Raw genomic sequence first — 25,227 nt, forward strand, 5'->3', positions numbered from 1 at the left:
TATCCGCCGCCGGGCCGCAATTTTGCGTATACTGATGTTTTGTTTTACGTGACGGGGAAGGACGTCTGTTGTGGAAATTTCTTTTGGGCGCGCGCTGTGGCGCAATTTTTTAGGTCAGTCTCCTGACTGGTACAAACTGATACTGCTGGTTTTCCTGGTCGTTAACCCCCTTATTTTTAGCGTGAACCCGTTTATCGCCGGATGGCTGCTGGTCGCGGAGTTTATCTTCACCCTGGCAATGGCGCTAAAATGTTACCCTCTGCTGCCTGGCGGTCTGCTGGCTTTTGAAGCAGTGGTCATCGGGATGACGTCTGCTGAGCATGTAAAAGCAGAGCTGGCGTCAAATCTGGAAGTGCTCCTGCTGCTGATATTTATGGTGGCCGGGATCTACTTTATGAAACAGCTGCTGCTGTTTATCTTCACTCGCCTGTTGCTCAGCATTCCGTCTAAAACGGTATTGTCGCTGGCGTTTTGCCTTGCTGCTGCCTTTCTTTCGGCCTTCCTGGATGCCCTGACCGTTGTTGCGGTGGTGATCAGCGTCGCCGTCGGGTTTTACGGGATTTATCACCGCGTGGCCTCGTCCCGCCCGGGCGAAGACTTGCAGGATGACAGCCACGTTGAGGCGCATAACCGTGAGGTGCTGGAGCAGTTCCGCGCGTTTCTGCGCAGTCTGATGATGCATGCTGGCGTAGGGACTGCGTTGGGCGGCGTGATGACCATGGTGGGTGAGCCGCAAAACCTGATCATCGCCAAAGCGGCTGAATGGCATTTTGGCGAGTTTTTCCTGCGTATGGCCCCCGTGAGCGTTCCTGTCCTTATCTGCGGGTTAGCAACCTGCATTCTGGTCGAAAAGTTCAGGGTATTCGGCTACGGCGCGCAACTGCCTGAGCCGGTCCGCAGTGAGCTGCATAAATTTGACGAGCAGAGCCGCAAGCAGCGCACGCGGCAAGAGACGCTGCGTCTGATTGCGCAGGGTATCATTGGCGTCTGGCTTATCGTCGCGCTGGCGTTGCATCTTGCAGAGGTTGGGTTGATTGGCCTCTCTGTCATTATTCTTGCGACCACTTTTAGCGGCGTAACGGATGAGCATGCTATTGGCAAAGCGTTTACGGAAGCCCTGCCATTTACCGCGCTGCTGGCCGTCTTCTTCGCGGTTGTGGCGGTGATTATCGACCAGCATCTGTTTGCCCCCATAATTACCTTTGTGCTGCAGGCTGCACCAGACGCGCAGCTTACGCTCTTCTATCTGTTCAACGGCCTCCTGTCGTCCATCTCCGATAACGTCTTTGTCGGGACGGTCTACATCAACGAAGCCAAATCCGCGATGGAAGAAGGCATTATTAACGCAGGACAGTTTGAGCTGCTGGCCGTGGCCATCAATACCGGCACTAACCTGCCGTCGGTAGCGACGCCAAATGGACAAGCCGCCTTCCTGTTCCTGCTGACCTCTGCCCTTGCGCCACTCATACGTCTTTCTTATGGAAGAATGGTCTGGATGGCGCTGCCCTATACGCTGGTACTCACAATTGTGGGATTGCTTTGCGTCAAAATTACCCTCATTCCCTGTACGCAATGGCTGATACAAGCGGGTATACTTGCGGCGCACTAAATGAGGCCTCTCGGGCAGTTCGCTGCCCGTTTGCCTTTTCGCACGATAAACATCCGATTACGTTTTATTTCGTCAGGTACAGGTGGCGTGAAAAACGAATTCGTTTACACTGCGCTTTCTAAGCATGTTCCAGGGAAATGATTATGTTGAGATTTTTAAACCAGTGCTCTCGCGGTCGCGGAGCGTGGTTGTTGATGGCCCTGACCGCCTTTGCGCTGGAAATGGTCGCGCTGTGGTTCCAGCATGTGATGGGGCTGAAACCCTGCGTGCTCTGTATCTACGAGCGCTGCGCCCTGTTTGGCATTATGGGTGCGGGCCTGGTAGGCGCCATCGCCCCGAAATCGCCGTTGCGCTACGCGGGTATTGCAATCTGGCTGTACAGCGCCTGGAAAGGAATTGAACTCTCCTGGCAGCACACCATGATGCAGCTGCATCCGTCACCGTTTATGACCTGTGATTTTGCCGCCCGCTTCCCGAGCTGGCTGCCGCTGGATAAATGGCTGCCGCAGGTGTTTGTCGCATCCGGTGACTGCTCTGTCCGTCAGTGGGAATTCCTGACGCTGGAGATGCCACAGTGGCTGGTGGGGATTTTTGTCGCCTACTTCGTCGTGGCGTTGCTGGTGCTGATTGCCCAGCCGTTCAAGCCGAAGAAACGTGATTTGTTCGGAAGGTAAAAGCAAAACGGCAACGTCAGTTTTGTAGGTCGGGTAAGCGCAGCGCCACCCGACACAACAGCGCACAATAAAAACCCCGCCTCAGCGGGTTTTTTATTGTCACCGATTAGGGTGATTCATAATATGGTCTTCCCAGTCCCGCACCTCGGACTCTTTCACCGCGATGTGGCGCACCGAAATGCGCTCGCCGTGCATCGCCGCTTTCGAACCGGTCAGCAACGGATGCCAGTCTGGTAACCCTTTCCCTTCCGCCAGCAGGCGATACGCGCAGGTATGGGGCAGCCATTCAAAGGTGGGCAGATTATCACGGGTTAACTTGATGCAGTCCGGCTCAAATTCGAACCGACGCTCATAGTTGCGGCACTGGCAGGTTTTAATGTTCAACTGCTTGCAGGCCACGTTTGTGAAGTAGATTTCGTCCGTATCTTCATCCATCAGCTTATGCAGGCAGCACTGCCCGCAGCCGTCGCACAATGATTCCCATTCCGCGTCAGTCATGTCGTCAAGAGTTTTACTTTGCCAGAAAGGGATGTCGTTCATCAGGATGTCCACACGTCAAAAGAAAGCGCACCTTATAACGAGTCTGGCACGTTGTTGCAAGTTTTGCCGCCCTCTTCAGGCGGCAAGATGTGGTTACAGCACGCGGGTTTTCAGCGACAGGCCGTTAAAACCGACCTCCAGCTCATCGCCGCTGAGGAGCGGGCCAACCCCTTCAGGCGTACCGGTCAGGATCACATCTCCGGGTTTCAGGGTGAAGAAGCGGCTCATGTAGGCGATCAGCGGCACAATCTTATGGATCATGTCTGCCGTGCTGCCCTGCTGGCGGATGTCACCGTTCACCTTCAGGCTGAGCGGCGTGTCCTGTGGATCGGTGGTAAATTCACTGACCGGAATGAATCCCGAAATCGGACACGCGTTGTCAAAGCCTTTGGCTTTTTCCCACGGCTGCCCGGCCTTCTTCATTTTTCCCTGCACATCACGCAGCGTCAGATCCAGCGCGACGCCGTAGCCAGCAATCGCTTTCTGAACATGCTCTTCGGAGGCCTGGCGCAGCGTGGCGCCGATCAGCACCGCGAGCTCAACTTCGTGATGCACTGACCCCAGCCCCTGCGGCAACGCCAGCGGCTGGCGGATATCGCAAAGCGCCGTCTCTGGCTTAATAAACAGAACCGGCTCTTCTGGTGTTGCGCTGCCCATCTCCTGAATATGCTTTGCGTAGTTACTGCCCACGCAGACCACTTTGCTGACGGGATAATCCAGTAACGCACCTTGCCAGTTATGATGTTGATACATGCTCGACCCCTAATCGGTTGATGTGATGCGCCCGAAACAGCTGAGACTATTTTTTCCCGTTCGCCTCAAGGTGCTGTTTTAATAAATTCTCAGGCGGTGGTGGAAGCTGTAAATAATAGCCTTGCTCGGCTAATGCCGTTTTCACTTTATCCAGATCGGCATTGACCAGTTTCTTACGACCATCCAGCGGCAGCAGCATCGCCAGCTGTGGTCGGCCAAAGCTCTTCATTAATTCTTCAGGCACGCGTGAAAAATCGTCTTTCTTTTCGACATAAAGATAGGTCTGGTCACGGCTTGTACTTCTGTAGATCACACAAAACATGTTTTTACTCTGAATTAATGGGTGGTTGCTTGCCTCAATATACTCCTGACTATAACATGCCTGATACTCTTCGGAATATCGCAGCGAATGGTTGCGGTTAATAGCAAATTGAGTAAGGCCAGGATGTCAAACACGCCCATCGAGCTTAAAGGCAGTAGCTTCACCTTATCAGTGGTACATTTGCATGATGCAAAACCCGAGGTTATTCGTCAGGCGTTAGAAGACAAAATCGCGCAGGCTCCCGCTTTTCTGAAACACGCCCCTGTTGTTATCAACGTGAGTGGTCTTGAGGCTCCGGTTAACTGGAAACTTCTCCAGCAGGCCGTCTCCTCTACTGGCCTGCGAATTGTCGGCATCAGTGGCTGTAAAGATAGCGAGCTGAAAGCGGAAATCGACCGTGCCGGGCTGCCCCTTCTTAATGAAGGTAAAGAAAAAGCCCCGCGTGCAGCGCCTGCTGCCGTGCAGGCGCCCCCTCCTGTAGTGCAAAACGTTACTCCCGTCACAAAAACGCGAATGATTGACGTACCGGTTCGTTCCGGTCAGCGCATTTATGCACCAAACTGTGATCTGATTGTTACAAGCCACGTCAGTGCTGGCGCAGAGCTTATTGCAGATGGCAATATTCACGTTTACGGTATGATGCGTGGACGTGCGCTCGCAGGCGCAAGTGGCGATCGGGACGCGCAAATATTTTGTACTCACCTGACGGCGGAACTTGTGTCCATCGCAGGTGAATATTGGCTGAGCGACAAGATCCCAGCCGAATTTTATGGCAAAGCGGCTCGTCTGCGACTTGCAGACGACGCGTTGACCGTTCAACCGTTGAATTGATCCCTTTTTAACAAGGAATTTCTATGGCACGCATTATTGTTGTTACTTCGGGTAAAGGAGGCGTTGGCAAGACCACCTCCAGCGCGGCCATCGCTACTGGTTTGGCCCAGAAGGGAAAGAAAACCGTCGTTATCGACTTCGATATCGGCCTGCGTAACCTCGACCTGATCATGGGGTGTGAGCGTCGCGTCGTGTATGACTTCGTCAACGTCATTCAGGGCGATGCCACGCTGAACCAGGCGCTGATTAAAGACAAGCGCACCGAGAACCTCTACATCCTCCCGGCCTCTCAGACGCGTGACAAAGACGCCCTGACCCGTGAAGGTGTCGAAAAGGTACTCGAGGAGCTGAGAAAAATGGAGTTCGACTTCGTTGTCTGTGACTCCCCTGCCGGCATCGAAACTGGTGCCCTGATGGCACTCTACTTTGCTGATGAAGCGATCATCACCACCAACCCTGAAGTCTCATCCGTGCGTGACTCCGACCGTATTCTCGGCATCCTCGCCTCCAAATCCCGTCGTGCGGAAAATGGCGAAGAGCCGATCAAAGAGCACCTGCTGCTGACCCGTTATAACCCGGGTCGCGTCAACAAAGGTGACATGCTGAGCATGGAAGACGTACTGGAGATCCTGCGCATTAAACTGGTGGGCGTCATCCCGGAAGACCAGTCCGTGCTGCGCGCCTCTAACCAGGGCGAGCCCGTGATCCTTGATACGACGGCAGATGCAGGTAAAGCGTATGCTGATACTGTTGACCGTCTGCTGGGAGAAGAACGTCCTTTCCGCTTCATTGAAGAAGAGAAGAAAGGTTTCCTCAAACGCCTGTTCGGAGGATAAGTTATGGCATTACTGGACTTTTTTCTCTCGCGGAAAAAGAACACCGCCAACATCGCAAAAGAACGTCTGCAAATCATCGTTGCGGAGCGTCGTCGTAGCGACGCCGAGCCTCATTACCTGCCGCAGCTGCGTAAGGACATCCTGGAAGTGATCTGTAAGTACGTACAGATTGACCCGGAGATGGTCACGGTGCAGCTGGAGCAAAAAGACGGGGATATTTCGATTCTGGAGCTGAACGTGACGCTTCCGGAAGCGGAAGAGTCGCGCCCGTAGGGTTCTGATTTTGTAGCCCCGGTAAGCGCAGCGCCACCGGGGGAATATGCCGGGTATATCGCCCGGCATATTTTTTACCGCGGATACCCTTCCAGCAGAGTATTCATACGATCGGCCATCAATTCTCCACGCCAGCCCGCCATCAGTTCCGGCAGGCCATTCTGCGGTTTCAGCTTCCAGTGCCAGTTCAGCAGCTGGTTAATCTGACGACGCGATGCCAGCAGCTCAGCACTCAGCTTACTTTCAGTGGCAACGTTCTGCACCAGCGCTTTGATATCCTTAAACGCTTTGCGGTAACCCGGCATATCCATCAGGTTCAACAGCGGTTCCGGCAGCGCATCTTCCGGCAACGCCTGCGCTTTTGCGACCAGCGCCAGCAAGGTTTTACCGTGGAAACGGATCTCACTGCCCGAAAGCCCAATGCTGTCCAGCTCCCCCAGGCTGCCCGGCATATAGCGCGCAACTGCCCAGAGATGTTCCTCGCGCACCACAAAGTTAACCGCCAGATCGCGCTCGCGCGCTTTACGTAAACGCCAGTCCGCTAACAGCTGCAGGCACGCCAGCTGACGCGTACGCAGCTGCCAGGCGTTGCTGATATCACGCCAGGCGTCTTTCGGATCTACCACTTCCTGGCGACGCAGCTGCGTCATACGACACTCGTCCAGCGCGGCAGAGAGCCATCCGGAGGCCTCCGCCTCTTTCATCAGTTGTCCGGCAATCGGCAGAAGGTAAAACACGTCTGCCGCCGCATATTCCAGCTGACGTTCGGTAAGCGGGCGCGCCAGCCAGTCAGTACGGGATTCACTTTTGTCCAGCGTCAGGCCCGTATACTCCTCCACCATGGCGGCAAAGCCCCAGGAGAGCGGACGACCGCTAAAAGCCGCAAGGATCTGCGTATCGATCAGCGGCTGAGGCATGATGCCAAAGGTATTCAGAAAAACTTCCAGATCTTCACTGCCTGCGTGCAGGTATTTCGTTACTGCCGTATCCAGCAACAGGTCACGCATCGGCGTCCAGTCGGTGATGCCGAGCGGGTCGATCAGCGAGACGTGCTTGCCGTCATACATCTGAATCAAACCCAGCTGCGGATAGTACGTCCGGGTACGGACAAACTCGGTATCCAGAGCGATGGCAGGAAAGTCGCGCGTCACTTCGCACAGCGAAGCCAGCTCGTCGTTGGTCGTGATCATCTGGTAATTCAAATCGGATTCTCTTTTGTTTGCGCCCATAAAAAACGCCGGCTTAACCGGCGTCAGGGCGATTAACGTGAAGCTCAGGCCTTATTGTCTACTTTGGCACGGGCTTCGTCACGTAATTCTCGTCGTAATATCTTCCCGACGTTGGATTTCGGCAGCTCATCGCGGAATTCCACCAGCTTCGGCACTTTATAGCCCGTCAGCTGACGACGACAGAACGTTATCAGCGCTTCCTCGGTGAGTGAAGGATCTTTTTTGACCACAAATATCTTCACCGCTTCCCCGCTGCTGCCGGAAGGCACGCCCACCGCCGCAACTTCCAGCACGCCGCTGTGCTGCATGACCACGTCTTCGATTTCGTTCGGATAGACGTTGAAACCGGAGACCAGAATCATATCTTTTTTGCGATCGACGATGCGCAGGAAGCCTTCGTCATCCATCACCGCAATATCGCCGGTATGCAGCCAGCCGTCTTTAATGATTTCGTCTGTTGCATCCGGGCGTTGCCAGTAGCCCAGCATCACCTGCGGCCCTTTCACGCACAGCTCGCCCGGTTCGCCCGGCGCGACTTCGTTATCATTGTCATCGACCAGTTTGGCCTCCGTGGAGGGAACCGGCAGGCCAATGCTTCCGCTGTGGTAGTCAATGTCATGCGGGTTGACGCTGACCAGCGGTGCGCATTCCGTCAGGCCATAACCTTCCAGCAGATACTGCCCGGTGAGTTTCACCCAGCGCTCGGCGACCGCCTGCTGAACCGGCATACCGCCTCCCGCAGAGAGGTGCAACGTTGAGAAATCCAGCTGCTGGAATTCTTTATTGTTGAGCAACGCGTTGAACAAGGTATTTACCCCGGTCATGGCGGTGAAGGGGTATTTTGCCAGCTCTTTCACCAGCCCCGGAATGTCTCGCGGGTTAGTGATCAGGACGTTTTGACCGCCCAGCTCGATAAACAGCAGGCAGTTCATGGTCAGCGCGAAAATGTGATACAGCGGTAGCGCCGTGATCACCAGTTCTTTGCCCGGATGCAGCAGCGGCCCGTAGGTGGCATTGACCTGTTCAAGGTTTGCCAGCATGTTGCGGTGGGTTAGCATCGCCCCTTTGGCCACGCCGGTTGTGCCACCGGTGTATTGCAGAAAAGCGAGGTCCTCAGAGACCACTTCCGGTTTGACGTATTGCATGCGATAGCCCGCATGCAGCGCGCGGCGGAAGGAGATGGCATCCGGCAGATGGTATTTTGGCACCAGGCGCTTGACGTATTTAACCACAAAGTTAACCAGCGTCCCTTTGGCGGTGGACAGCTGATCCCCCATGCGCGTCAGGATGACGTGTTTAACCTGGGTTTTGTCGACCACTTTTTCCAGGGTATGGGCAAAGTTAGAAACAATAACTATCGCCACCGCACCGCTGTCGTTGAGCTGGTGTTCCAGCTCGCGCGGGGTGTAAAGCGGGTTGACGTTGACGACAATCATCCCGGCACGCAGGATGCCGAACAGCGCGACCGGGTATTGCAGCAGGTTCGGCATCATCAGCGCGACGCGGTCTCCTTTTTGCAGCCCAAGCCCTTCCTGCAGATAGGCCGCAAACGCCCGGCTACGCTCCTCAAGCTTACGGAACGTCATTACCTCGCCCATATTCACAAATGCGGGCTGGTCTGCGTAGCGCCTTACCGAGTGTTCAAATAATTCAACCAGGGATTGATAACGGTCAGGATTGATCTCGGCAGGAACATCTGCGGGATAACGGTTAAGCCAAACCTTTTTCAATGCATCACCTCTGAAATGAGTGTTCGTCGTCATCACAACCCCGATAATAAACAGTTTGTTAACATTATATTAACTCAGCGTACCAGTTTATTAATTGTTCAGATTTAAGGTTGCGAAGCGCGTCACTCTTTTTTTTCGTATTATCCGTAAAAAAACAGAGACAGCGGCTAAGCCGCTGTCTCTTTCCTAGCAATAACAGTAAGTTACTCAGTTACGATCGTCTGGACCTGCGCAGGACCGGGGTTATACCAGCCCCAGCCCGGGTAACCATAACGATAAGGATGCGGACCCCACATCCACGGGTCAATCGGCTGAGGCGGCATGATCACCTGCTGTGCCAGACGCCAGCGTTTATACCCATTGACCTGCATGGTCATGAATTTATAAGGCGTGTTGCCGATTTTACCCTGCACGGCGCCGGTTATCGGTCCGACGACGGTCACCAGTTGCCCACGGAAATCAACGGGATCGAGGAAACCACTGACATCCGCATAGATGCGTCCCCGGGAGGCCTCACCCAGTACAGGTCGCGCACCGCTGTCCAGCGGCACGGTAGCAATCTCGAGCCGGGTTTTCCCCTGCTGGTTCTGCACCTCGATCACTTTCCCGCCGAAGCGCGCTTCCTGGCCGACATAAAGCTCAGGCGCATTCATCACCCGAACCAGATCCTGCTGGGGCGTCGGGCTACTGCCCTTGATCGCATCAGGGACGGATACGCATCCGCTCAGTGCTATGGCAACCGCGCCTGCCATAAAAAGGCGTACTACTTTAGTCTGAACCGCCATGATGCGACTCCTTTTTCTCAGTTCCTGTTACTGAGATTCACTCGCGGCCCGGAAGTTTCTTCCACGCGACGGTGTTTCGCAAATAAACCGGCTCCGCGTGTTCAACGGCAACGGTTTTTCCTGCTGCGAGCAGCTGAGTGGCAATCGGAAGCATGTCTTCCGCCGCTGGCAGCAGCATGTCGCCGTCCACCAGCTTCACGCCAGTGTCGTTCGCCATGTCTGGCCATGCCGGCCAGCCCGTCCCCACGGTCGCCCACTCGCCGGACAGTTGCTTAAGACGTTCAGTGACCGCGTCAGGTTTAAGTACCGCTTCCGTCTCTTCGCCGTGCCAGACGCCGTTCTCATCACGGGTATATTCCGCCCAGTAAACTTCCCCCATGCGGGCATCAATGGCGGCCAGCACGCGGGTGGCGCCCGTCATACGCCAGGCCCCTTGCGCCATCGTCGCAAGCGTAGAGACGCCGATCATCGGCAGGTCAGCGCCCAGCGCCAGTCCCTGAGCAATGCCAATACCAATACGGACGCCCGTAAAGCTGCCGGGCCCGCGGCCAAAGGCCAGGGCATCAAGGTCGGTTAAGGCGGTGTTGCCCTGAGTTAAAATGTCTTTTACCAGGGGCAGAATACGTTGGGTGTGTTCCCGTGGGCACTCTTCGAAATGAGCAGAAACAGCACCATCACTCAGCAGAGCAACAGAGCAAGCCTCTGTTGCGGTATCAATAGCCAGAATTCGCATCAGTCGTCGCGCTCTCGCAAGGGTCAGTCACAAAATGGCGCGCATCTTAGCACACTCCGGGGCAAATTACTCCGCCGTTGGGTTTGCCAGAAAACGCACCGCGCGTTTTATATCCCGCGTCCGTGGCGCTGGAGGGAGGCTCGCAAGGAAGGTTGCGCCATAAGGGCGCATGACCAGCCGGTTATCGCAGATAACCAGCACGCCGCGATCGGTCACGTCGCGGATTAAGCGCCCTACCCCTTGCTTGAGCGTGATGACCGCCTCAGGCAGCTGAACCTCGTCGAACGGATCGCCTCCGCGCAGGCGGCAGTCTTCCATCCGCGCTTTCAACAGCGGGTCATCCGGGGAGGTAAACGGCAGTTTGTCGATAATGACCAGCGAGAGCGTATCGCCACGCACGTCCACCCCTTCCCAGAAGCTGCTGGTGGCAACCAGCAGGGCATTACCGGCGCTGACAAACTGCTGGAGCAGTTGTCCTTTGCTGGTTTCCCCCTGCAACAGCACCGGCAGGGTCATGGTGGCACGGAACTGCTCGGCGAGGTCACGCATCATGGCGTGCGACGTGCAAAGCATAAAGCAGCGCCCGTTGTTGGCCTCAATCATGGGCTTTAGCATCGCCGCCAGATGACGCGCGGCGCCCGGCTGGTTTGGCAGCGGTAAATTGCGCGGGACACAGAGCAGCGCCTGCTTTTCATAATCAAACGGGCTTGGCAGCAGCAGCGACTCCGCCTGCTCAATGCCGAGGCGCTCGGTAAAGTGGTGCAGATCGTCATTCACCGACAGGGTTGCCGAGGTAAAGATCCAGCTTCCCGGTTTCTGCGCCATCACCTCTTTAAATTTATCGGCCACGGTCAGCGGCGTAAGCGCCAGGGTGAAGTGGCGCGAGGTGCATTCATACCAGTAGCTGTACCCCGGCTGGTTGATCTCTTTCAGCCGTTTCAACCGTCCGCGGTACAACGTGGCGCGTTCGAAGGCGGCATCCAGCAGTGCGGAGCGACCAAGCGACAGCTTCGCGACGTCATAACAGAGTTCAAGGGCATCATCGAGCAGCAGCAGCGCGCGCTGGATGTTTTTGTCCGCCAGCAGCTCGCGCAGGTTACCGCGATAGCCGGGTTCACCAAGCTGTAAACGGAAATCCTGCGCGCTTTGCGCCAGGCGGTCGGCACACTTCTGTAACTGCTGGGTATCTTTGAGTTCGGTCCGGTAGGCGATGGTGAAATCTTTCGCCAGGTCCTGCAGCTGGCGGCTGGAGAGCGACTGGCCAAAATACTGGCTGGCGATATCCGGAAGCTGGTGGGCTTCATCGAAGATCATGACATCCGCTTCAGGGATCAGCTCACCGAAGCCGCTGTCCTTAACCACCATATCTGCGAGGAACAGATGGTGGTTGACCACCACCACATCGGCATCCATCGCCGTTTTACGCGCTTTCACCACAAAGCAGTCTTTATACAGCGGACAGTCGCTGCCGAGGCAGTTGTCGTTGGTGCTGGTCACCAGCGGCCAGGCAGGAGAGTCTTCCGGCACGCTCGCACAGGTGCTGATATCCCCCTCTTCCGTCTGGTTGGCCCAGGCGCGAAGGATAATCACGTCGCTCAGGGTCTGAACCGGCAGATCGCCGCCCGCCAGCGCCTGCTGTTCAAGGCGCTCCAGGCAAAGGTAGTTAGAACGGCCTTTCAGCAGCGCCAGTCGGCCCTTGTATTTCAGCGCTTTCGCCACGGTGGGCAAATCACGGCTGTAGAGCTGATCCTGCAGCGCTTTTGAACCGGTGGAGATAATGACCTTCTTTTTCGCCCGCAGCGCCGGAGCGAGATACGCGTAGGTTTTCCCCGTGCCGGTACCGGCCTCGACCACCAGCGGCTGCGCCTTGTCGATAGCGTGCGCTACGGCGTGCGCCATCTGCCGCTGAGGTTCACGCGGTTTGAAGCCGGGAATCGCTTGTGCTAACTGACCTTCAGGGGAAAAATCGTCTGCCACGGTGCTCTCTCACTGTATTTTTGCACAGGGATTATGTCAGTCCCGCCTCTCCAGTGCCACCCCAAATAGTGACGACGCCGGCACAATATGGCAGTCTTGCCGCCTGATGACGAAAAATAACGAGGAAACGTTTATGACGATTAAGCGCATTGATGCCGAAGCCCGCTGGTCTGATGTGGTGATCCACAACCAGACGCTCTACTACACTGGCGTACCGGCTAACCTGGACGCGGATGCCTTCGAGCAAACGGCCAACACGCTGGCGCAAATTGATGCCGTGCTGGAAAAACAGGGCAGCGATAAATCCCGCATTCTGGATGCGACCATTTTTCTGGCCAATAAAGATGATTTTGCGGCGATGAACAAAGCCTGGGATGCATGGGTGGTGGCGGGTCACGCGCCTGTACGCTGCACTGTACAGGCCACGCTGATGAAACCGGAGTATAAGGTCGAAATTAAGATTATCGCGGCGGTTTAAGCCCGATCACTCCTCTCGATCTTCTGGATCATCATCTTCGAATCGCGCCACAATCCGCTCGCCGGAATGACTGGCGCGAATCTCCTGAGCGACGACGGTAATCGCCTGTCCGCTGCTCATTCCCTGGGACATCAGTTCCTGAATTCGCTCAACCGCTTTCTGCTGCTGTTCATGGCTCAGAGAAGGTAAACCTGCAAACATCGTCAACTCCTGCTAAATTATTCGCGCTAATTATTTCACGCTGCCCGGTAGTATGCCACACATGAACATGCGCTTCCCCACTGTATTGACGTTGCCCTGGCGTGCTGACGCCGCGGAGTTCTGGTTTGCCCGCATAAGCCACCTTCCCTTTGCCATGCTGCTGCATTCTGGCCATGCGGATCACCCTTACAGCCGCTTTGATATTCTGGTTGCCGACCCGCTTAAAACGCTGACAACCAATGACCTGGCGCCGACGGACGATCCCCTGATGCAGCTTCAGCAAGCGCTCAACGCGTTGGGCTTATCCGCCACCCCAGACCCGGATCTCCCTTTTCAGGGTGGCGCGCTTGGTCTGTTTGGCTACGATTTGGGTCGCCGTTTCGAAACGCTGCCCGAGCATGCGCAGGCTGATATTTCCCTGCCAGACATGGCCGTGGGGCTGTATGACTGGGCGTTAATTGTCGATCACCAGAAAAAAACGGTTTCTCTGCTGAGCCATAGTGACGTGCAGGCGCGACTGGCCTGGCTTGAAGCGCAACAGCCCGCCCCGGCCGAGACGTTCAGGCTGACCTCCGGCTGGCGCTCGAATATGAGCGAGACGGAATACGCTGAAAAATTCGCGCGCGTTCAGGCGTATCTGCAAAGCGGCGACTGTTATCAGGTGAACCTTGCCCAGCGTTTCCAGGCGACTTATCACGGAGATGAGTGGCAGGCGTTTTCCCGTCTTAATGCCAGCAACAAGGCGCCGTTCAGCGCATTCGTACGTCTGCCTCAGGGCGCTATCCTCAGCCTGTCGCCAGAGCGCTTTATTCATCTGGCCGAGGGGGTCATTCAAACCCGCCCGATTAAAGGCACACTACCGCGTCTGGCGGACCCCAACGCCGATCGCCAGCAGGCGGAGAAACTCGCCGCATCGCCGAAAGATCGCGCCGAGAACCTGATGATCGTCGACCTGATGCGTAACGATATTGGCCGCGTCGCCGAACCCGGCAGCGTGCGCGTGCCGGAGCTGTTTGTCGTCGAGCCTTTCCCGGCGGTACATCATCTGGTCAGCACCATTACCGCGCGCCTGCCCGCCACGCGCACCGCCTGCGATCTGCTTCGCGCCGCGTTTCCGGGCGGCTCCATCACCGGAGCCCCCAAAATTCGCGCGATGGCGATCATCGACGAACTGGAACCGCACCGCCGCAACGCCTGGTGCGGCAGTATCGGCTATTTCAGCCTGTGCGGCACCATGGATACCAGCATCACCATTCGTACCCTGACGGCCTGCGACGGCAATCTGTACTGCTCTGCAGGCGGGGGCATTGTGGCGGATAGCCAGGTCGAGGCGGAATATCAGGAAACCTTTGATAAAGTTAACCGTATTCTGAAACAACTGGAGAACTAACGGTGGAGAAAGAGAACCTGACGCTGGATGATTTTCTGTCGCGCTTTCAGCTTTTGCGACCGCAGGTCAACCGCGCCACGCTGAATCAACGTCAGGCGGCGGTGCTGATCCCGGTGGTGCGCCGGGAGCAGCCGGGGCTGTTGTTGACGCAGCGCTCGCCGCATATGCGTAAACACGCCGGTCAGGTTGCCTTTCCCGGAGGCGCGGTGGACAGCACCGATGCGTCGCTGATCGCCGCCGCGCTGCGGGAAGCCCAGGAAGAAGTGGCCATCCCGCCTGAGGCGGTCGAGGTGATAGGCGTGCTGCCGCCGGTCGACAGCGTGACCGGTTTTCAGGTCACGCCCGTGGTGGGGATTATCCCGCCGGGCCTGCAGTATCACGCCAGCGTCGATGAAGTGTCAGCCGTGTTTGAGATGCCGCTTGAAGAGGCGCTCCGGCTCAGCCGTTATCATCCGCTGGATATTCAGCGTCGTGGGCATGATCATCGGGTCTGGTTGTCCTGGTATCAGCATTATTTTGTCTGGGGCATGACGGCGGGGATCATTCGTGAACTGGCGCTGCAAATCGGCCTGAAACCTTGACTATACTTTACATTCCATCCTTTTTTGCAGGTTTGCGATCCGCGTCGCGCTATTAGCAAAACCCATCGTTAACCATTAGTTTAATTCATGTGAATAGTTAAGCCGAGGTCGGTGTTCCCTCTTACACTATGCGCAGTTATAACATCGTTACTGGAACCCCGGTAACCCTGTCAGGAGTGTGAAAGTGATTAGTATATTCGACATGTTCAAAGTGGGAATTGGCCCTTCGTCTTCCCATACTGTTGGGCCTATGAAGGCCGGTAAACAGTTCGTCGATGATCTGGTCGAAAAAGGATTACTGGAAAGCGTTACCCGTGTCGCCGTAGACGTTTACGGATCACTGTCATTAACGGGTAAAGGCCACCACACCGATATCGCCATTATTATGGGTCTGGCAGGCAATATGCCGGACACTGTTGATATTGATGCCATCCCGGCATTTATCCGCGACGTGGAAACGCGCGGACGCCTGCTGCTGGCTAACGGCCAGCATGAAGTGGATTTCCCGCAGGATGACGGCATGCGTTTTCGCAGCGACAACCTGCCGCTGCATGAAAACGGCATGACCATTCATGCCTGGAGCGGTGAAAAAGAGATTTACAGCAAAACGTACTACTCCATCGGCGGTGGCTTCATCGTGGATGAAGAGCATTTTGGCAAAGACAGCGTTGGCGACGTCAGCGTCCCGTATCCGTTTAAGTCGGCTACCGAGATGTTGGGGTACTGCGAAGAGACCGGTCTTTCCCTGTCCGGTATGGTGATGCAGAACGAACTGGCGCTGCACAGCAAAAAAGAGATTGAAGACTATTTTGCTAACGTGTGGCAAACCATGCGCGCCTGTATTGACCGCGGGATGAACACCGAAGGCGTATTGCCTGGGCCACTGCGCGTGCCGCGTCGTGCCTCTGCCCTGCGCCGTATGCTGGTGACCACGGATAAATTCTCGAATGACCCGATGAACGTGGTCGACTGGGTAAACATGTTTGCCCTGGCGGTTAACGAAGAGAACGCTGCCGGTGGCCGTGTCGTGACGGCGCCAACCAACGGTGCCTGCGGCATCGTTCCAGCGGTACTGGCCTACTACGATCACTTTATTGAGCCTGTCACGCCCGATATCTACATCCGCTATTTCCTCGCGGCAGGGGCCATCGGCGCGCTGTACAAGATGAACGCGTCCATCTCCGGTGCGGAAGTGGGCTGTCAGGGTGAAGTGGGCGTTGCCTGCTCGATGGCTGCCGCCGGTCTGGCTGAACTGTTGGGTGCAAGCCCTGAACAGGTTTGCGTGGCGGCAGAGATTGGTATGGAGCATAACCTCGGTCTGACCTGTGACCCTGTCGCGGGCCAGGTACAGGTACCGTGCATTGAGCGTAACGCGATTGCCTCTGTCAAAGCGATCAACGCCTCACGCATGGCGATGCGCCGTACCAGCGAACCGCGCGTGTCGCTGGATAAGGTCATCGAAACCATGTACGAAACCGGCAAAGACATGAACGCGAAGTACCGTGAGACGTCGCGTGGTGGTCTGGCTATTAAGGTGCAGTGCGACTAATACTCGCTTTCGCCCATCTGCAACGGATGGGCGAATTTCCCCCCTCTTTCTCGTCTCCTTTCGCTTTCCCCACTACACTTTTACTGTTGCGTCCGGCTTTTGGGGCTGGTGGCTTATCAGGCGACCGTTCATGCAAACTGCACAAACGATCATTAAACATTACCGCCGAAAACGCGTTATCGTCTGTGTGACGGTTGCGATCCTTACGCTCATTCTGACCCTGGGCGCTCGCTTTATTTCTCAGCGCAACGTTAACCAGCAGCGGGTACTCGACTTCAGCAGCCATACCGTTCGCTCTCTGGATAATCTTCTCCTTTCGCTGGAAAAACGCCGCAGCGTGTTCCAGCAGCTGGTGGGTCAGCCCTGCCCTCAGGCACATTTGGCCCTGCGAAAACAGGCGGCCATTTTGCAAACGGTACGCTCCATTGCCCTGATTAAAGACGGTATCCTGTATTGCTCCAGCGTTTTCGGCAGCCGTAATATTCCCATCCGCGACTTTCTCCCGGAATTACCCGCCAGCTCGCCGAAGCTGATTTTATCGACCGATCGGTGGCTGATGAAGGGCAGTCCGATCTTGATCCAGTGGAACCCGGTGTCCCAGGACGGGGAAGATGGCGTCATTGAGATCATTAATATTGATTTGATCACCAGAATGATACTGGAGCCCGAGCGTCCACTTATTGATGATGTGGCGTTATCCGTGGGCGATCGTTTTTTGCGCTATGGTCAACGGGTCACCGATAGCCTGACTTTCGGAAAGGCTGGCGGGCTTGTTCAGCTGTCATCCACCCACAACCCCTTCTCCATCATCGTCAGCGGGCCAGGTCCAGGAGAGCTGGCCCTGAAGACCCTGCCCGCGCAGCTTCCGTTGGGTCTTATGCTGAGCCTGCTGCTGGGCTATCTCGCCTGGCTGGCGACGGCGAACAGGATGAGTTTCACGTGGGAGATTGATATGGGCATTGCGGCCCGGGAATTCGAGCTTTTCTGCCAGCCGCTGGTGAATGCCCGTACTCAGGCGTGCGTCGGCGTTGAAATTCTGCTGCGCTGGAATAACCCGCGACAGGGGTGGATCTCCCCGGAAGTGTTTATTCCTCTGGCGGAAGAACATAATCTGATTGTCCCTCTGACACGCTATGTCCTCGCCGAAACCGTACGTCAGATAGGCTACTTTCCTTCCAGCGCCGGTTTTCACATCGGCATTAACGTCGCAGCCAGCCATTTCCGTCACGCGGTGTTGTTACAGGACCTGAACCGCCTCTGGTTCAGCGCTAACCCGCGTCAGCAGCTGGTGATTGAATTAACGGAACGGGATGCCCTTCCGGATGCGGAATATCGTATTGTGCGCGAACTGCATCGCAAAGGGGTGAAGCTTGCCATCGACGATTTTGGTACCGGAAACAGCTCCCTCTCCTGGCTTGAAAAGCTGCACCCGGACGTACTAAAAATCGACCAGTCGTTTATCACCGCCATTGGCACCGACGCCGTGAATTCAACGGTGACGGATATCATCATTGCACTGGGTCAGCGACTCAATATCGAACTGGTGGCTGAAGGGGTCGAAACAGAGGAGCAGGCGCGATATCTGCGCCGCCATGGTGTATCGGTCCTGCAGGGATTTTACTATGCGCGGCCGATGCCGCTGAGAGACTTTCCACAATGGCTGGCGGGAAGTGCTCCCCCGCCAGCACAGCATAACGGACACATTGTGCCCTTAATGCCCCTGCGTTAAGCAGAGCTATTCTTCTTCATCGTGGACAGATTGTTCTTTAACAATACGGACCATATCAACGCGATAGTCGTTGGCTTCAACAATGGTAATGTGCAGCGGCGGCAACTCAATCACATCCCCGATACGCGGGATTTGCCCGTTCACGGCGATAACCAGACCGGCAACGGTCGCGATGTCTTCTTCATCGTTGACCACGTTTTCCACCCCGAGCGTGTGCGAGAGCGCGTGCAGGTCGGTCGTGCCTTTAACCAGCCAGCCTTCGCCGTCGGCGACGATCTCAGGCGTTTCGTCGGCATCCGGGAACTCACCGGCAATCGCTTCCAGCACGTCCAGCGGCGTGACCAGCCCCTGCACCACACCGAACTCGTTGGTGACGATAACGAAGCTGCCGCGTGCGCGTCGCAACACGCCCAGCAGGTTGATCGGATCCAGCGTTTCCGGCACGACAATCGCAGGCGATGCAGCCGCAATGGCTTCGACGTTGACGCCCTCTTCCAGGGCCACCAGCATCTCTTTCGCGCGCACGACGCCGATGATCTCATCCAGCTCACCGCGACACACCGGGAACAGGCTGTGCGGTGAAGAGAGCAACTGCTGACGAATTTCATCCACGCTCAGGTTCGCATCGACCCAGCTGATTTCCCCGCGCGGGGTCATGATTCCGCGCAGCGAACGGGAAGCAAGGGAGAGCACGCCGTTGATCATGTAGCGCTCTTCTTCTACAAACGCCCCTTCCGGAACCGGCACCGGATTACGGTTTTCAGTATCAGACTGAACGTTCACCTGGCGACGACCGCCCATCAGACGCAGAATGGCATCCGCGGTACGGGCACGCAGCGGCTGATTCGACTGCTGCTTAATAAAGTTCCGGCGCGCAATCTGGTTGAACAGTTCAATCAGGATCGAGAAGCCAATTGCGGCGTACAGATAACCTTTCGGAATATGGAAGCCAAAACCTTCCGCTACCAGGCTCAGACCAATCATCAGCAGGAAGCTCAGACAGAGCACAACCACCGTCGGATGTTGGTTGACGAAACGCGTCAGCGGTTTCGACGCCAGCAGCATTACCGCCATGGCAATGACCACAGCCGCCATCATCACCGGGAGATGGTTCACCATGCCGACCGCCGTGATTACCGCATCCAGCGAGAAGACCGCATCCAGCACGACGATCTGCAGCACCACCACCCAGAAACTGGCGTAGCCCTTACCGTGTCCATCGTCGTGCTGACGGTTTTCCAGCCGCTCGTGGAGTTCCGTGGTCGCTTTAAAGAGCAGGAATATCCCCCCGATCAGCATGATTAAATCACGCCCCGAGAAGGTGTAATCCATGACGGAGAACAGCGGTTTTGTCAGCGTGACCATCCAGGAGATGACGGAAAGCAGTCCCAGTCGCATGACCAGCGCCAGCGAGAGGCCAATCAGACGCGCTTTATCACGCTGTTTTGGCGGCAGCTTATCCGCAAGGATGGCGATAAACACCAGGTTATCGATGCCGAGAACGATCTCCAGCACCACCAGCGTGAGCAATCCCACCCAGATTGACGGGTCCATTAAGAATTCCATGACAAGCTCCTGCTAAAGGAATGACGAAACGGTGCCCCACTCAACGTGGGCAAAACAGAGGAAGACAGAGTCGGTACATGGCGAGGATCGCCGGTGAAAAAGGCGCAAATTGGCCTGAAAGATGACTGACGTCGGTGACGGTCCATATAGTGGGCTGTAGCCCTATACTCCTGAACAGGTAAACGGAGGCTAAACATATCAGAGACACCAGGTTTTAAGCAAAGATTTACGTTCTTTTGCAAAAACGCAATAAGACTAAATTTGTGTTGAGAATTTTCTCGATCGGGAAAGCTAAATTACGGATCTTCATCACATAAATTATTTTTTCACTGTCTAAAATAATTCGCGGAAGTCTTAGTTTTTTGAACTCTAACCCTTATCTGAATCGATTCGGTTCGCCAATACGATTCTCAGTACGTCTGCCCGGCAGGCGTATTAATGATAATAAAAGGAGGTAGCAAGTGACCATTGCTATTGTCATAGGCACACATGGTTGGGCTGCTGAGCAGCTACTCAAAACGGCAGAGATGCTGTTGGGCGAGCAGGAAAACGTCGGCTGGATCGATTTCGTTCCCGGTGAAAACGCCGAGACGCTGATTGAGAAGTACAACGCTCAACTCTCGAAGCTGGATACCAGCAAAGGCGTGCTGTTTCTCGTTGATACATGGGGCGGCAGCCCGTTCAATGCTGCCAGCCGTATTGTCGTCGATAAAGAGCATTATGAAGTCGTCGCCGGCGTTAACATTCCCATGCTGGTGGAAACCTTTATGGCGCGCGACGACAACCCGACGTTTGATGAGCTTGTCGCCCTGGCGGTTGAAACGGGCCGTGAAGGCGTGAAAGCCCTGAAAGCACAGCCGGTTGAGAAACCCGCTCCCGCGGCAGCAGCACCGAAAGTGGCTACACCGGCAAAACCCATGGGCCCGAATGATTATATGGTCATCGGCCTTGCACGTATTGATGACCGCTTAATCCACGGCCAGGTGGCAACGCGCTGGACTAAAGAGACCAACGTTCGCCGCATTATCGTCGTCAGCGACGAAGTTGCCGCCGACACCGTACGTAAAACCCTTCTGACTCAGGTTGCTCCTCCTGGCGTCACCGCGCACGTGGTGGATGTCGCCAAGATGATCCGCGTTTACAACAACCCGAAATACGCGGGTGAACGCGTAATGCTGCTGTTTACTAACCCGACAGACGTTGAGCGCATTGTTGAAGGCGGCGTGAAAATCACCTCCGTGAACATTGGGGGTATGGCGTTCCGTCAGGGCAAAACGCAGGTCAACAACGCCATTTCAGTCGATGCGAAAGATATCGAGGCATTCAACAAGCTGAATGCGCGCGGTATTGAGCTGGAAGCCCGTAAAGTTTCCACTGACCAGAAACTGAAAATGATGGATTTGATCGGTAAAGTTGGGAAATAAGCCCGCGCCGGTTTTTCACATAAAGCTTATGTAATAGGAGAAGTACAATGGAGATTACCACTCTTCAGATTGTGCTGGTGTTCGTCGTCGCATGTATTGCGGGTATGGAATCCGTACTTGATGAATTTCAGTTCCACCGTCCTCTGGTGGCCTGTACGTTGATTGGTGCCGTACTGGGTGATATGAAAACCGGTATCATCATCGGGGGTACGCTGGAAATGATCGCCCTCGGCTGGATGAACATCGGTGCTGCCGTTGCGCCAGATGCCGCGCTGGCCTCCATCATTTCGACCGTTCTGGTTATTGCCGGTCATCAGAGTATCGGTGCAGGTATCGCTCTGGCCATCCCTCTGGCCGCAGCAGGCCAGGTTCTGACCATTATCGTACGTACCATCACCGTTGCTTTCCAGCACGCGGCGGATAAGGCGGCCGAAAACGGCAACCTTACGGCACTCTCCTGGATCCACGTTTCATCCCTGTTCCTGCAGGCGATGCGTATTGCCATTCCGGCGGTTATCGTTGCGATCTCAGTCGGTACCAGTGAAGTCCAGAGCATGCTGAACGCCATTCCAGAAGTGGTCACCGGCGGTCTGAACATCGCGGGCGGTATGATCGTGGTCGTTGGTTATGCGATGGTCATTAACATGATGCGCGCAGGCTACCTGATGCCATTCTTCTACCTCGGCTTCGTGACCGCAGCATTCACCAACTTCAACCTGGTTGCACTGGGTGTCATTGGTGCCGTCATGGCAATTCTCTACATCCAGCTCAGCCCGAAATATAACCGCGTTGCGGGTGCCCCAGCGCAGGCTGCTGGTAACAACGATCTCGATAACGAACTGGACTAACAGGTGAGCGAAATGGTTGATATGACAAAAACTACCACCGAGAAAAAACTCACTCCGGGTGATATTCGTGGCGTGTTCATCCGTTCTAACCTGTTTCAGGGTTCATGGAACTTCGAACGTATGCAGGCGCTGGGCTTCTGCTTCTCCATGGTACCGGCGATCAAGCGCCTGTACCCGGAAAATAACGAAGCACGACGTCAGGCGATTAAGCGTCACCTGGAATTCTTCAACACCCATCCATATGTAGCCGCGCCGGTTCTGGGCGTAACGCTGGCGATGGAAGAGCAGCGTGCCAACGGCGCAGAGATTGACGATGGTGCGATCAACGGTATCAAAGTCGGTCTGATGGGTCCTCTGGCCGGTGTAGGTGACCCTATCTTCTGGGGTACGGTTCGTCCGGTCTTTGCAGCACTGGGGGCGGGGATCGCCATGAGCGGCAGCCTGCTCGGTCCTCTGCTGTTCTTTATCCTGTTCAACGCAGTGCGACTGCTGACACGTTACTACGGCGTGGCCTACGGCTACCGCAAGGGCGTGGATATTGTTAAGGATATGGGCGGCGGCTTCCTGCAGAAACTGACCGAGGGGGCGTCAATCCTGGGCCTGTTTGTGATGGGGGCACTAGTGAACAAGTGGACGCACGTGAACATCCCGCTGGTGGTATCGACCATCACCGGCCAGGATGGTCAGACCCGCGTCACCACCGTGCAGACTATCCTGGATCAGCTGATGCCGGGCCTGGTACCGCTGCTGTTGACCTTCGCCTGTATGTGGCTGCTGCGTAAGAAGGTGAACCCGCTGTGGATCATCGTTGGCTTCTTCGTCATCGGTATCGCGGGCTACGCTGTCGGCCTGCTGGGTCTGTAAAGCAGTAACGTGAGACGCCGGGGGCTTGCCCCCGGTTTTTTTATCGGTTATCCGGAGGATGAATGACTGTCACGGACATCGTACTGGTTTTATTTATTGTCGCCCTTCTGGCTTACGCTATCTATGACGAGTTCATTATGCCTCGCCGCCACGGCGAGACGCTACTGACCCTTCCCCTCTTACGCCGCGGACGCATTGATGCGTTTATCTTCGCGGGTCTGGTGGTCATTCTGATCTACAATAACGTCACCAGCCACGGTGCAATATTAACCACATGGTTATTATGTGCGCTGGCATTAATGGCGATATACCTTTTCTGGATCCGTTCGCCAAAACTCATTTTTAAAAAACGCGGATTCTTCTTCGCCAACGTATGGATAGAATATAACCGCATTAAAGAGATGAATTTATCCGAAGACGGTGTGTTAGTGATGCAATTAGAACAACGCCGCCTGCTCATCCGGGTCAAGAATATTGATGACCTTGAGAAAATCTACACATTACTCCTTAAAACTCAATAAGTTAAATTTATAGCATCGGCTATATATTACGCTATTTTCTCACCCTGAATATAGCCGTTGCTATATCTGCTATCCTCTTTTGACTTATATTCATTAACGATATTTTCACGCATAAACCTAAATGAAAATCGTTATCAAGAAAGCGAGTAAATTAAGCCTTCCTCGATGTTGTTTTATATTCTCAAAATATGTTAAGGTTGCGCCCGTCGTTGGGGAGTAGCCGATTTCCTGCACGCAGGAAATGTACGTGTCAACATACTCGTTGAAAAACGTGGCACGTACGGATCGCTTTCAGCACGCTTACGGTGCAAAAGAGATCAGGCGAGACCATAGATACATCAACTGCTGTTTACTGGGGGCAGTGATGTGTCATATGGATATCCCCGGTCTGGACGCTGTTATGAATATCTCCGCTACGATCCTTCTCGCTTTTGGCATGTCCATGGACGCTTTTGCTGCCTCCATTGGCAAGGGTGCCACGCTCCACAAACCTAAATTCTCAGAAGCACTGCGTACCGGGCTGATTTTTGGCGCCATCGAAACGCTGACACCGCTCATCGGTTGGGGTCTGGGTATGCTCGCCAGCCAGTTCGTGCTCGAGTGGAATCACTGGATCGCGTTCGTTCTGCTGGTGTTTCTCGGTGGCCGAATGGTCATCGAGGGTTTTCGCGGCGGGGATGATGAAGATGCGGAGCCGCAATACCGCCATGGATTCTGGCTGCTGGTGACAACCGCTATCGCCACAAGCCTTGACGCCATGGCCGTCGGGGTGGGTCTGGCTTTCCTGCAGGTTAACATTATCGCCACTGCGCTGGCCATTGGCTGTGCAACACTTATTATGTCCACGCTGGGCATAATGGTCGGACGCTTTATCGGCCCGCTACTGGGTAAACGCGCCGAGATCTTAGGCGGTATCGTTTTGATCGGCATTGGTGCCCAGATCCTCTGGGCACACTTCGCGGGTTAAGCGTCGCGCTGCCAGACATGGATACTGAAATCTGTCTGGCAGCTAAACGTCGTCCGGGCCGCTAGCGCCGCCCAAACTTCCGGTTTTGCCCGCCACGCGAACGGCGTCATCTGCAACAGTGCTACCGCCTCCTGCCCCTCCAGATCCATTTGATACGCCACTGACTGCTCCTGCTTCAGCGTAAAACCTGCCAGCTGTTCAGAATGGGGGGCATGCAGACGCACGTCATCATAGATCAGCCCTTTCAGCTCCATCAGATGACGCGGGCCCGGCGTTACGGTGACCACCCATCCGCCCGGCTTCACCACGCGAGCCAGCTCTTCCGCCTTGCAGGGCGCATAAATGCGGATAACAGCATCCATACTGGCATCGTCAAACGGCAGCCGGTGGCTGGATGCCACGCAGAACGTCACGTCCGCGTAACGCTTTGCCGCCGCGCGAATGGCCACTTTCGACACGTCGAGACCGAATGTTACGGCCCCCTTCTCACGCACCACTTCCGCAAACCGCGCGGTGTAGTATCCTTCTCCACAACCGATATCCAGCATGGCGGACGCCGAATCAGGCAACATATCATCCAGCATCTGCGCAACTGTCTCCCGCAGCGGCAGATAGTGTCCGGCATCGAGAAATGCACGGCGTGCCTGCATCATCTCCGCACTATCGCCCGGATCGCGGGAGCGCTTATGCTGCACCGGCAGAAGATTCACATATCCTTCTTTCGCCATATCAAACTGATGTCCCTGCGGACAACGATAACTTTTATCTGAGCGCATCAGCGACGCATGACAAAGGGGGCAACTGAAGGACATGGCAA

27 protein-coding genes and 1 riboswitch are annotated in these 25,227 nt (G+C 55.4%); of the genes, 15 read left to right on the forward strand and 12 right to left on the reverse strand.

What is annotated here, in order from left to right:
• The first annotated feature begins 70 nt into the window (after positions 1 to 70).
• Both nhaB and dsbB read left to right on the forward strand, forming a co-directional pair.
• Positions 71 to 1,609 (forward strand): Na(+)/H(+) antiporter NhaB, encoded by a 1,539-nt coding sequence (gene nhaB, locus ACOTY9_RS04070; RefSeq protein ID WP_023330627.1) that lies wholly within the window; start codon positions 71 to 73, stop codon positions 1,607 to 1,609.
• Between the two features lie 143 nt (positions 1,610 to 1,752).
• The gene (gene dsbB, locus ACOTY9_RS04075) at positions 1,753 to 2,283 is read left to right on the forward strand and encodes a disulfide bond formation protein DsbB (RefSeq protein ID WP_032641201.1); all 531 of its coding nucleotides are present in this window, start codon (positions 1,753 to 1,755) and stop codon (positions 2,281 to 2,283) included.
• Between the two features lie 99 nt (positions 2,284 to 2,382).
• On the opposite strand, the gene ACOTY9_RS04080 is transcribed toward dsbB, so the two are convergent.
• From ACOTY9_RS04080 to ACOTY9_RS04090, 3 genes are all read right to left on the reverse strand, one after another.
• Positions 2,383 to 2,823, reverse strand: a complete 441-nt coding sequence (locus ACOTY9_RS04080) for a YcgN family cysteine cluster protein (protein WP_014884262.1) — start codon at positions 2,821 to 2,823, stop codon at positions 2,383 to 2,385.
• 93 nt (positions 2,824 to 2,916) lie between these two features.
• Positions 2,917 to 3,576 (reverse strand): fumarylacetoacetate hydrolase family protein, encoded by a 660-nt coding sequence (locus ACOTY9_RS04085; protein WP_045134178.1) that lies wholly within the window; start codon positions 3,574 to 3,576, stop codon positions 2,917 to 2,919.
• Positions 3,577 to 3,622: 46 nt separating this feature from the next.
• Complete coding sequence (locus ACOTY9_RS04090) at positions 3,623 to 3,898, reverse strand: YcgL domain-containing protein (RefSeq protein ID WP_014884264.1); 276 nt, start codon at positions 3,896 to 3,898, stop codon at positions 3,623 to 3,625.
• Between the two features lie 123 nt (positions 3,899 to 4,021).
• Between ACOTY9_RS04090 and minC the strand changes: the two genes are divergently transcribed.
• From minC to minE, 3 genes are read left to right on the forward strand one after another with little or no spacing between them, the layout of a single operon-like run.
• The gene (gene minC / locus ACOTY9_RS04095) at positions 4,022 to 4,729 is read left to right on the forward strand and encodes a septum site-determining protein MinC (protein ID WP_023330629.1); all 708 of its coding nucleotides are present in this window, start codon (positions 4,022 to 4,024) and stop codon (positions 4,727 to 4,729) included.
• 23 nt (positions 4,730 to 4,752) lie between these two features.
• Entirely contained in the window at positions 4,753 to 5,565 is an 813-nt protein-coding gene (gene minD / locus ACOTY9_RS04100; protein ID WP_014884266.1) for a septum site-determining protein MinD, read from the forward strand.
• Positions 5,566 to 5,568: 3 nt separating this feature from the next.
• Entirely contained in the window at positions 5,569 to 5,838 is a 270-nt protein-coding gene (minE, locus tag ACOTY9_RS04105; RefSeq protein ID WP_008500504.1) for a cell division topological specificity factor MinE, read from the forward strand.
• 74 nt (positions 5,839 to 5,912) lie between these two features.
• Here the strand turns inward: minE and rnd are convergent, their stop codons facing one another.
• From rnd to ACOTY9_RS04130, 5 genes are all read right to left on the reverse strand, one after another.
• On the reverse strand, positions 5,913 to 7,028 hold the full coding sequence (gene rnd / locus ACOTY9_RS04110) for a ribonuclease D (RefSeq protein WP_162269548.1): 1,116 nt from the start codon (positions 7,026 to 7,028) through the stop codon (positions 5,913 to 5,915).
• Positions 7,029 to 7,111: 83 nt separating this feature from the next.
• A complete protein-coding gene (fadD, locus tag ACOTY9_RS04115) occupies positions 7,112 to 8,797 on the reverse strand; it encodes a long-chain-fatty-acid--CoA ligase FadD (protein WP_014884268.1) in 1,686 nt (561 codons plus the stop codon).
• 203 nt (positions 8,798 to 9,000) lie between these two features.
• Entirely contained in the window at positions 9,001 to 9,582 is a 582-nt protein-coding gene (locus tag ACOTY9_RS04120) for a Slp family lipoprotein (protein ID WP_014884269.1), read from the reverse strand.
• 37 nt (positions 9,583 to 9,619) lie between these two features.
• The gene (gene tsaB, locus ACOTY9_RS04125; protein WP_348565434.1) at positions 9,620 to 10,315 is read right to left on the reverse strand and encodes a tRNA (adenosine(37)-N6)-threonylcarbamoyltransferase complex dimerization subunit type 1 TsaB; all 696 of its coding nucleotides are present in this window, start codon (positions 10,313 to 10,315) and stop codon (positions 9,620 to 9,622) included.
• A gap of 66 nt (positions 10,316 to 10,381) precedes the next feature.
• The gene (locus tag ACOTY9_RS04130; protein ID WP_023330632.1) at positions 10,382 to 12,292 is read right to left on the reverse strand and encodes an ATP-dependent DNA helicase; all 1,911 of its coding nucleotides are present in this window, start codon (positions 12,290 to 12,292) and stop codon (positions 10,382 to 10,384) included.
• A 133-nt stretch (positions 12,293 to 12,425) separates the two neighbouring features.
• Here ACOTY9_RS04130 and ACOTY9_RS04135 point away from each other — a divergent pair, with 133 nt between their 5' ends.
• Positions 12,426 to 12,770: a RidA family protein gene (locus ACOTY9_RS04135; protein ID WP_014884272.1), complete on the forward strand. Its 345-nt coding sequence runs from the start codon at positions 12,426 to 12,428 to the stop codon at positions 12,768 to 12,770.
• 6 nt (positions 12,771 to 12,776) lie between these two features.
• Here ACOTY9_RS04135 and ACOTY9_RS04140 read toward each other — a convergent pair whose 3' ends face one another.
• The gene (locus ACOTY9_RS04140; RefSeq protein ID WP_348565433.1) at positions 12,777 to 12,971 is read right to left on the reverse strand and encodes a YoaH family protein; all 195 of its coding nucleotides are present in this window, start codon (positions 12,969 to 12,971) and stop codon (positions 12,777 to 12,779) included.
• 61 nt (positions 12,972 to 13,032) lie between these two features.
• Between ACOTY9_RS04140 and pabB the strand changes: the two genes are divergently transcribed.
• The 4 genes from pabB to ACOTY9_RS04160 all read left to right on the forward strand — a co-directional run bounded on the left by pabB (position 13,033) and on the right by ACOTY9_RS04160 (position 18,220).
• Positions 13,033 to 14,361, forward strand: a complete 1,329-nt coding sequence (pabB, locus tag ACOTY9_RS04145) for an aminodeoxychorismate synthase component 1 (protein WP_348565734.1) — start codon at positions 13,033 to 13,035, stop codon at positions 14,359 to 14,361.
• Between the two features lie 2 nt (positions 14,362 to 14,363).
• The gene (locus ACOTY9_RS04150) at positions 14,364 to 14,942 is read left to right on the forward strand and encodes a CoA pyrophosphatase (RefSeq protein WP_014884275.1); all 579 of its coding nucleotides are present in this window, start codon (positions 14,364 to 14,366) and stop codon (positions 14,940 to 14,942) included.
• Between the two features lie 184 nt (positions 14,943 to 15,126).
• Positions 15,127 to 16,491, forward strand: a complete 1,365-nt coding sequence (gene sdaA, locus ACOTY9_RS04155) for an L-serine ammonia-lyase (protein WP_348565432.1) — start codon at positions 15,127 to 15,129, stop codon at positions 16,489 to 16,491.
• A 130-nt stretch (positions 16,492 to 16,621) separates the two neighbouring features.
• Complete coding sequence (locus ACOTY9_RS04160) at positions 16,622 to 18,220, forward strand: cyclic diguanylate phosphodiesterase (protein WP_320729216.1); 1,599 nt, start codon at positions 16,622 to 16,624, stop codon at positions 18,218 to 18,220.
• Between the two features lie 6 nt (positions 18,221 to 18,226).
• Here ACOTY9_RS04160 and yoaE read toward each other — a convergent pair whose 3' ends face one another.
• The gene (yoaE, locus tag ACOTY9_RS04165) at positions 18,227 to 19,786 is read right to left on the reverse strand and encodes a CNNM family cation transport protein YoaE (RefSeq protein ID WP_014884278.1); all 1,560 of its coding nucleotides are present in this window, start codon (positions 19,784 to 19,786) and stop codon (positions 18,227 to 18,229) included.
• Positions 19,774 to 19,983 carry a protein YoaL gene (locus ACOTY9_RS04170; protein WP_370991304.1) on the reverse strand — a complete coding sequence of 70 codons (210 nt, stop codon included), beginning with the start codon at positions 19,981 to 19,983 and terminating at the stop codon, positions 19,774 to 19,776. The genes yoaE and ACOTY9_RS04170 overlap by 13 nt, the downstream gene beginning before the upstream one ends.
• 264 nt (positions 19,984 to 20,247) lie before the next feature.
• Between ACOTY9_RS04170 and manX the strand changes: the two genes are divergently transcribed.
• From manX to mntP, 5 genes are all read left to right on the forward strand, one after another.
• Entirely contained in the window at positions 20,248 to 21,210 is a 963-nt protein-coding gene (manX, locus tag ACOTY9_RS04175; RefSeq protein ID WP_014884279.1) for a PTS mannose transporter subunit IIAB, read from the forward strand.
• Between the two features lie 47 nt (positions 21,211 to 21,257).
• Positions 21,258 to 22,058 carry a PTS mannose transporter subunit IIC gene (gene manY / locus ACOTY9_RS04180; protein WP_008500490.1) on the forward strand — a complete coding sequence of 267 codons (801 nt, stop codon included), beginning with the start codon at positions 21,258 to 21,260 and terminating at the stop codon, positions 22,056 to 22,058.
• 12 nt (positions 22,059 to 22,070) lie between these two features.
• Positions 22,071 to 22,922, forward strand: a complete 852-nt coding sequence (locus tag ACOTY9_RS04185) for a PTS mannose transporter subunit IID (RefSeq protein WP_006810994.1) — start codon at positions 22,071 to 22,073, stop codon at positions 22,920 to 22,922.
• Between the two features lie 62 nt (positions 22,923 to 22,984).
• Positions 22,985 to 23,443, forward strand: coding sequence for a DUF986 family protein (locus ACOTY9_RS04190; RefSeq protein ID WP_032636217.1), 459 nt, complete (start codon positions 22,985 to 22,987; stop codon positions 23,441 to 23,443).
• Positions 23,444 to 23,642: 199 nt separating this feature from the next.
• Positions 23,643 to 23,833, forward strand: a riboswitch (yybP-ykoY riboswitch).
• Positions 23,834 to 23,843: 10 nt separating this feature from the next.
• Complete coding sequence (mntP, locus tag ACOTY9_RS04195) at positions 23,844 to 24,410, forward strand: manganese efflux pump MntP (protein ID WP_032629253.1); 567 nt, start codon at positions 23,844 to 23,846, stop codon at positions 24,408 to 24,410.
• On the opposite strand, the gene rlmA is transcribed toward mntP, so the two are convergent.
• Positions 24,407 to 25,222 carry a 23S rRNA (guanine(745)-N(1))-methyltransferase gene (gene rlmA / locus ACOTY9_RS04200; protein WP_213782456.1) on the reverse strand — a complete coding sequence of 272 codons (816 nt, stop codon included), beginning with the start codon at positions 25,220 to 25,222 and terminating at the stop codon, positions 24,407 to 24,409. The two genes, mntP and rlmA, sit on opposite strands and share 4 nt — an antisense overlap.
• Between the last annotated feature and the right edge of the window lie 5 nt (positions 25,223 to 25,227).

It is taken from the genome of Enterobacter cloacae complex sp. SHL012 (assembly GCF_049237505.1).
GTDB classification, from domain to species: domain Bacteria; phylum Pseudomonadota; class Gammaproteobacteria; order Enterobacterales; family Enterobacteriaceae; genus Enterobacter; species Enterobacter kobei.

Coding starts and splice junctions, on each gene's coding strand:
- tsaB (WP_348565434.1), bottom strand. CDS start 10,315: ATGCGAATTCTGGCTATTGATACCGCAACAGAGGCTTGCTCTGTTGCT.
- ACOTY9_RS04185 (WP_006810994.1), top strand. CDS start 22,071: ATGGTTGATATGACAAAAACTACCACCGAGAAAAAACTCACTCCGGGT.
- ACOTY9_RS04135 (WP_014884272.1), top strand. CDS start 12,426: ATGACGATTAAGCGCATTGATGCCGAAGCCCGCTGGTCTGATGTGGTG.
- ACOTY9_RS04080 (WP_014884262.1), bottom strand. CDS start 2,823: ATGAACGACATCCCTTTCTGGCAAAGTAAAACTCTTGACGACATGACT.
- rnd (WP_162269548.1), bottom strand. CDS start 7,028: ATGATCACGACCAACGACGAGCTGGCTTCGCTGTGCGAAGTGACGCGC.
- dsbB (WP_032641201.1), top strand. CDS start 1,753: ATGTTGAGATTTTTAAACCAGTGCTCTCGCGGTCGCGGAGCGTGGTTG.
- ACOTY9_RS04140 (WP_348565433.1), bottom strand. CDS start 12,971: ATGTTTGCAGGTTTACCTTCTCTGAGCCATGAACAGCAGCAGAAAGCG.
- minE (WP_008500504.1), top strand. CDS start 5,569: ATGGCATTACTGGACTTTTTTCTCTCGCGGAAAAAGAACACCGCCAAC.
- ACOTY9_RS04085 (WP_045134178.1), bottom strand. CDS start 3,576: ATGTATCAACATCATAACTGGCAAGGTGCGTTACTGGATTATCCCGTC.
- yoaE (WP_014884278.1), bottom strand. CDS start 19,786: ATGGAATTCTTAATGGACCCGTCAATCTGGGTGGGATTGCTCACGCTG.
- ACOTY9_RS04120 (WP_014884269.1), bottom strand. CDS start 9,582: ATGGCGGTTCAGACTAAAGTAGTACGCCTTTTTATGGCAGGCGCGGTT.
- minD (WP_014884266.1), top strand. CDS start 4,753: ATGGCACGCATTATTGTTGTTACTTCGGGTAAAGGAGGCGTTGGCAAG.
- pabB (WP_348565734.1), top strand. CDS start 13,033: ATGAACATGCGCTTCCCCACTGTATTGACGTTGCCCTGGCGTGCTGAC.
- ACOTY9_RS04170 (WP_370991304.1), bottom strand. CDS start 19,983: ATGTTTAGCCTCCGTTTACCTGTTCAGGAGTATAGGGCTACAGCCCAC.
- ACOTY9_RS04190 (WP_032636217.1), top strand. CDS start 22,985: ATGACTGTCACGGACATCGTACTGGTTTTATTTATTGTCGCCCTTCTG.
- mntP (WP_032629253.1), top strand. CDS start 23,844: ATGAATATCTCCGCTACGATCCTTCTCGCTTTTGGCATGTCCATGGAC.
- rlmA (WP_213782456.1), bottom strand. CDS start 25,222: ATGTCCTTCAGTTGCCCCCTTTGTCATGCGTCGCTGATGCGCTCAGAT.
- ACOTY9_RS04090 (WP_014884264.1), bottom strand. CDS start 3,898: ATGTTTTGTGTGATCTACAGAAGTACAAGCCGTGACCAGACCTATCTT.
- manY (WP_008500490.1), top strand. CDS start 21,258: ATGGAGATTACCACTCTTCAGATTGTGCTGGTGTTCGTCGTCGCATGT.
- ACOTY9_RS04160 (WP_320729216.1), top strand. CDS start 16,622: ATGCAAACTGCACAAACGATCATTAAACATTACCGCCGAAAACGCGTT.
- minC (WP_023330629.1), top strand. CDS start 4,022: ATGTCAAACACGCCCATCGAGCTTAAAGGCAGTAGCTTCACCTTATCA.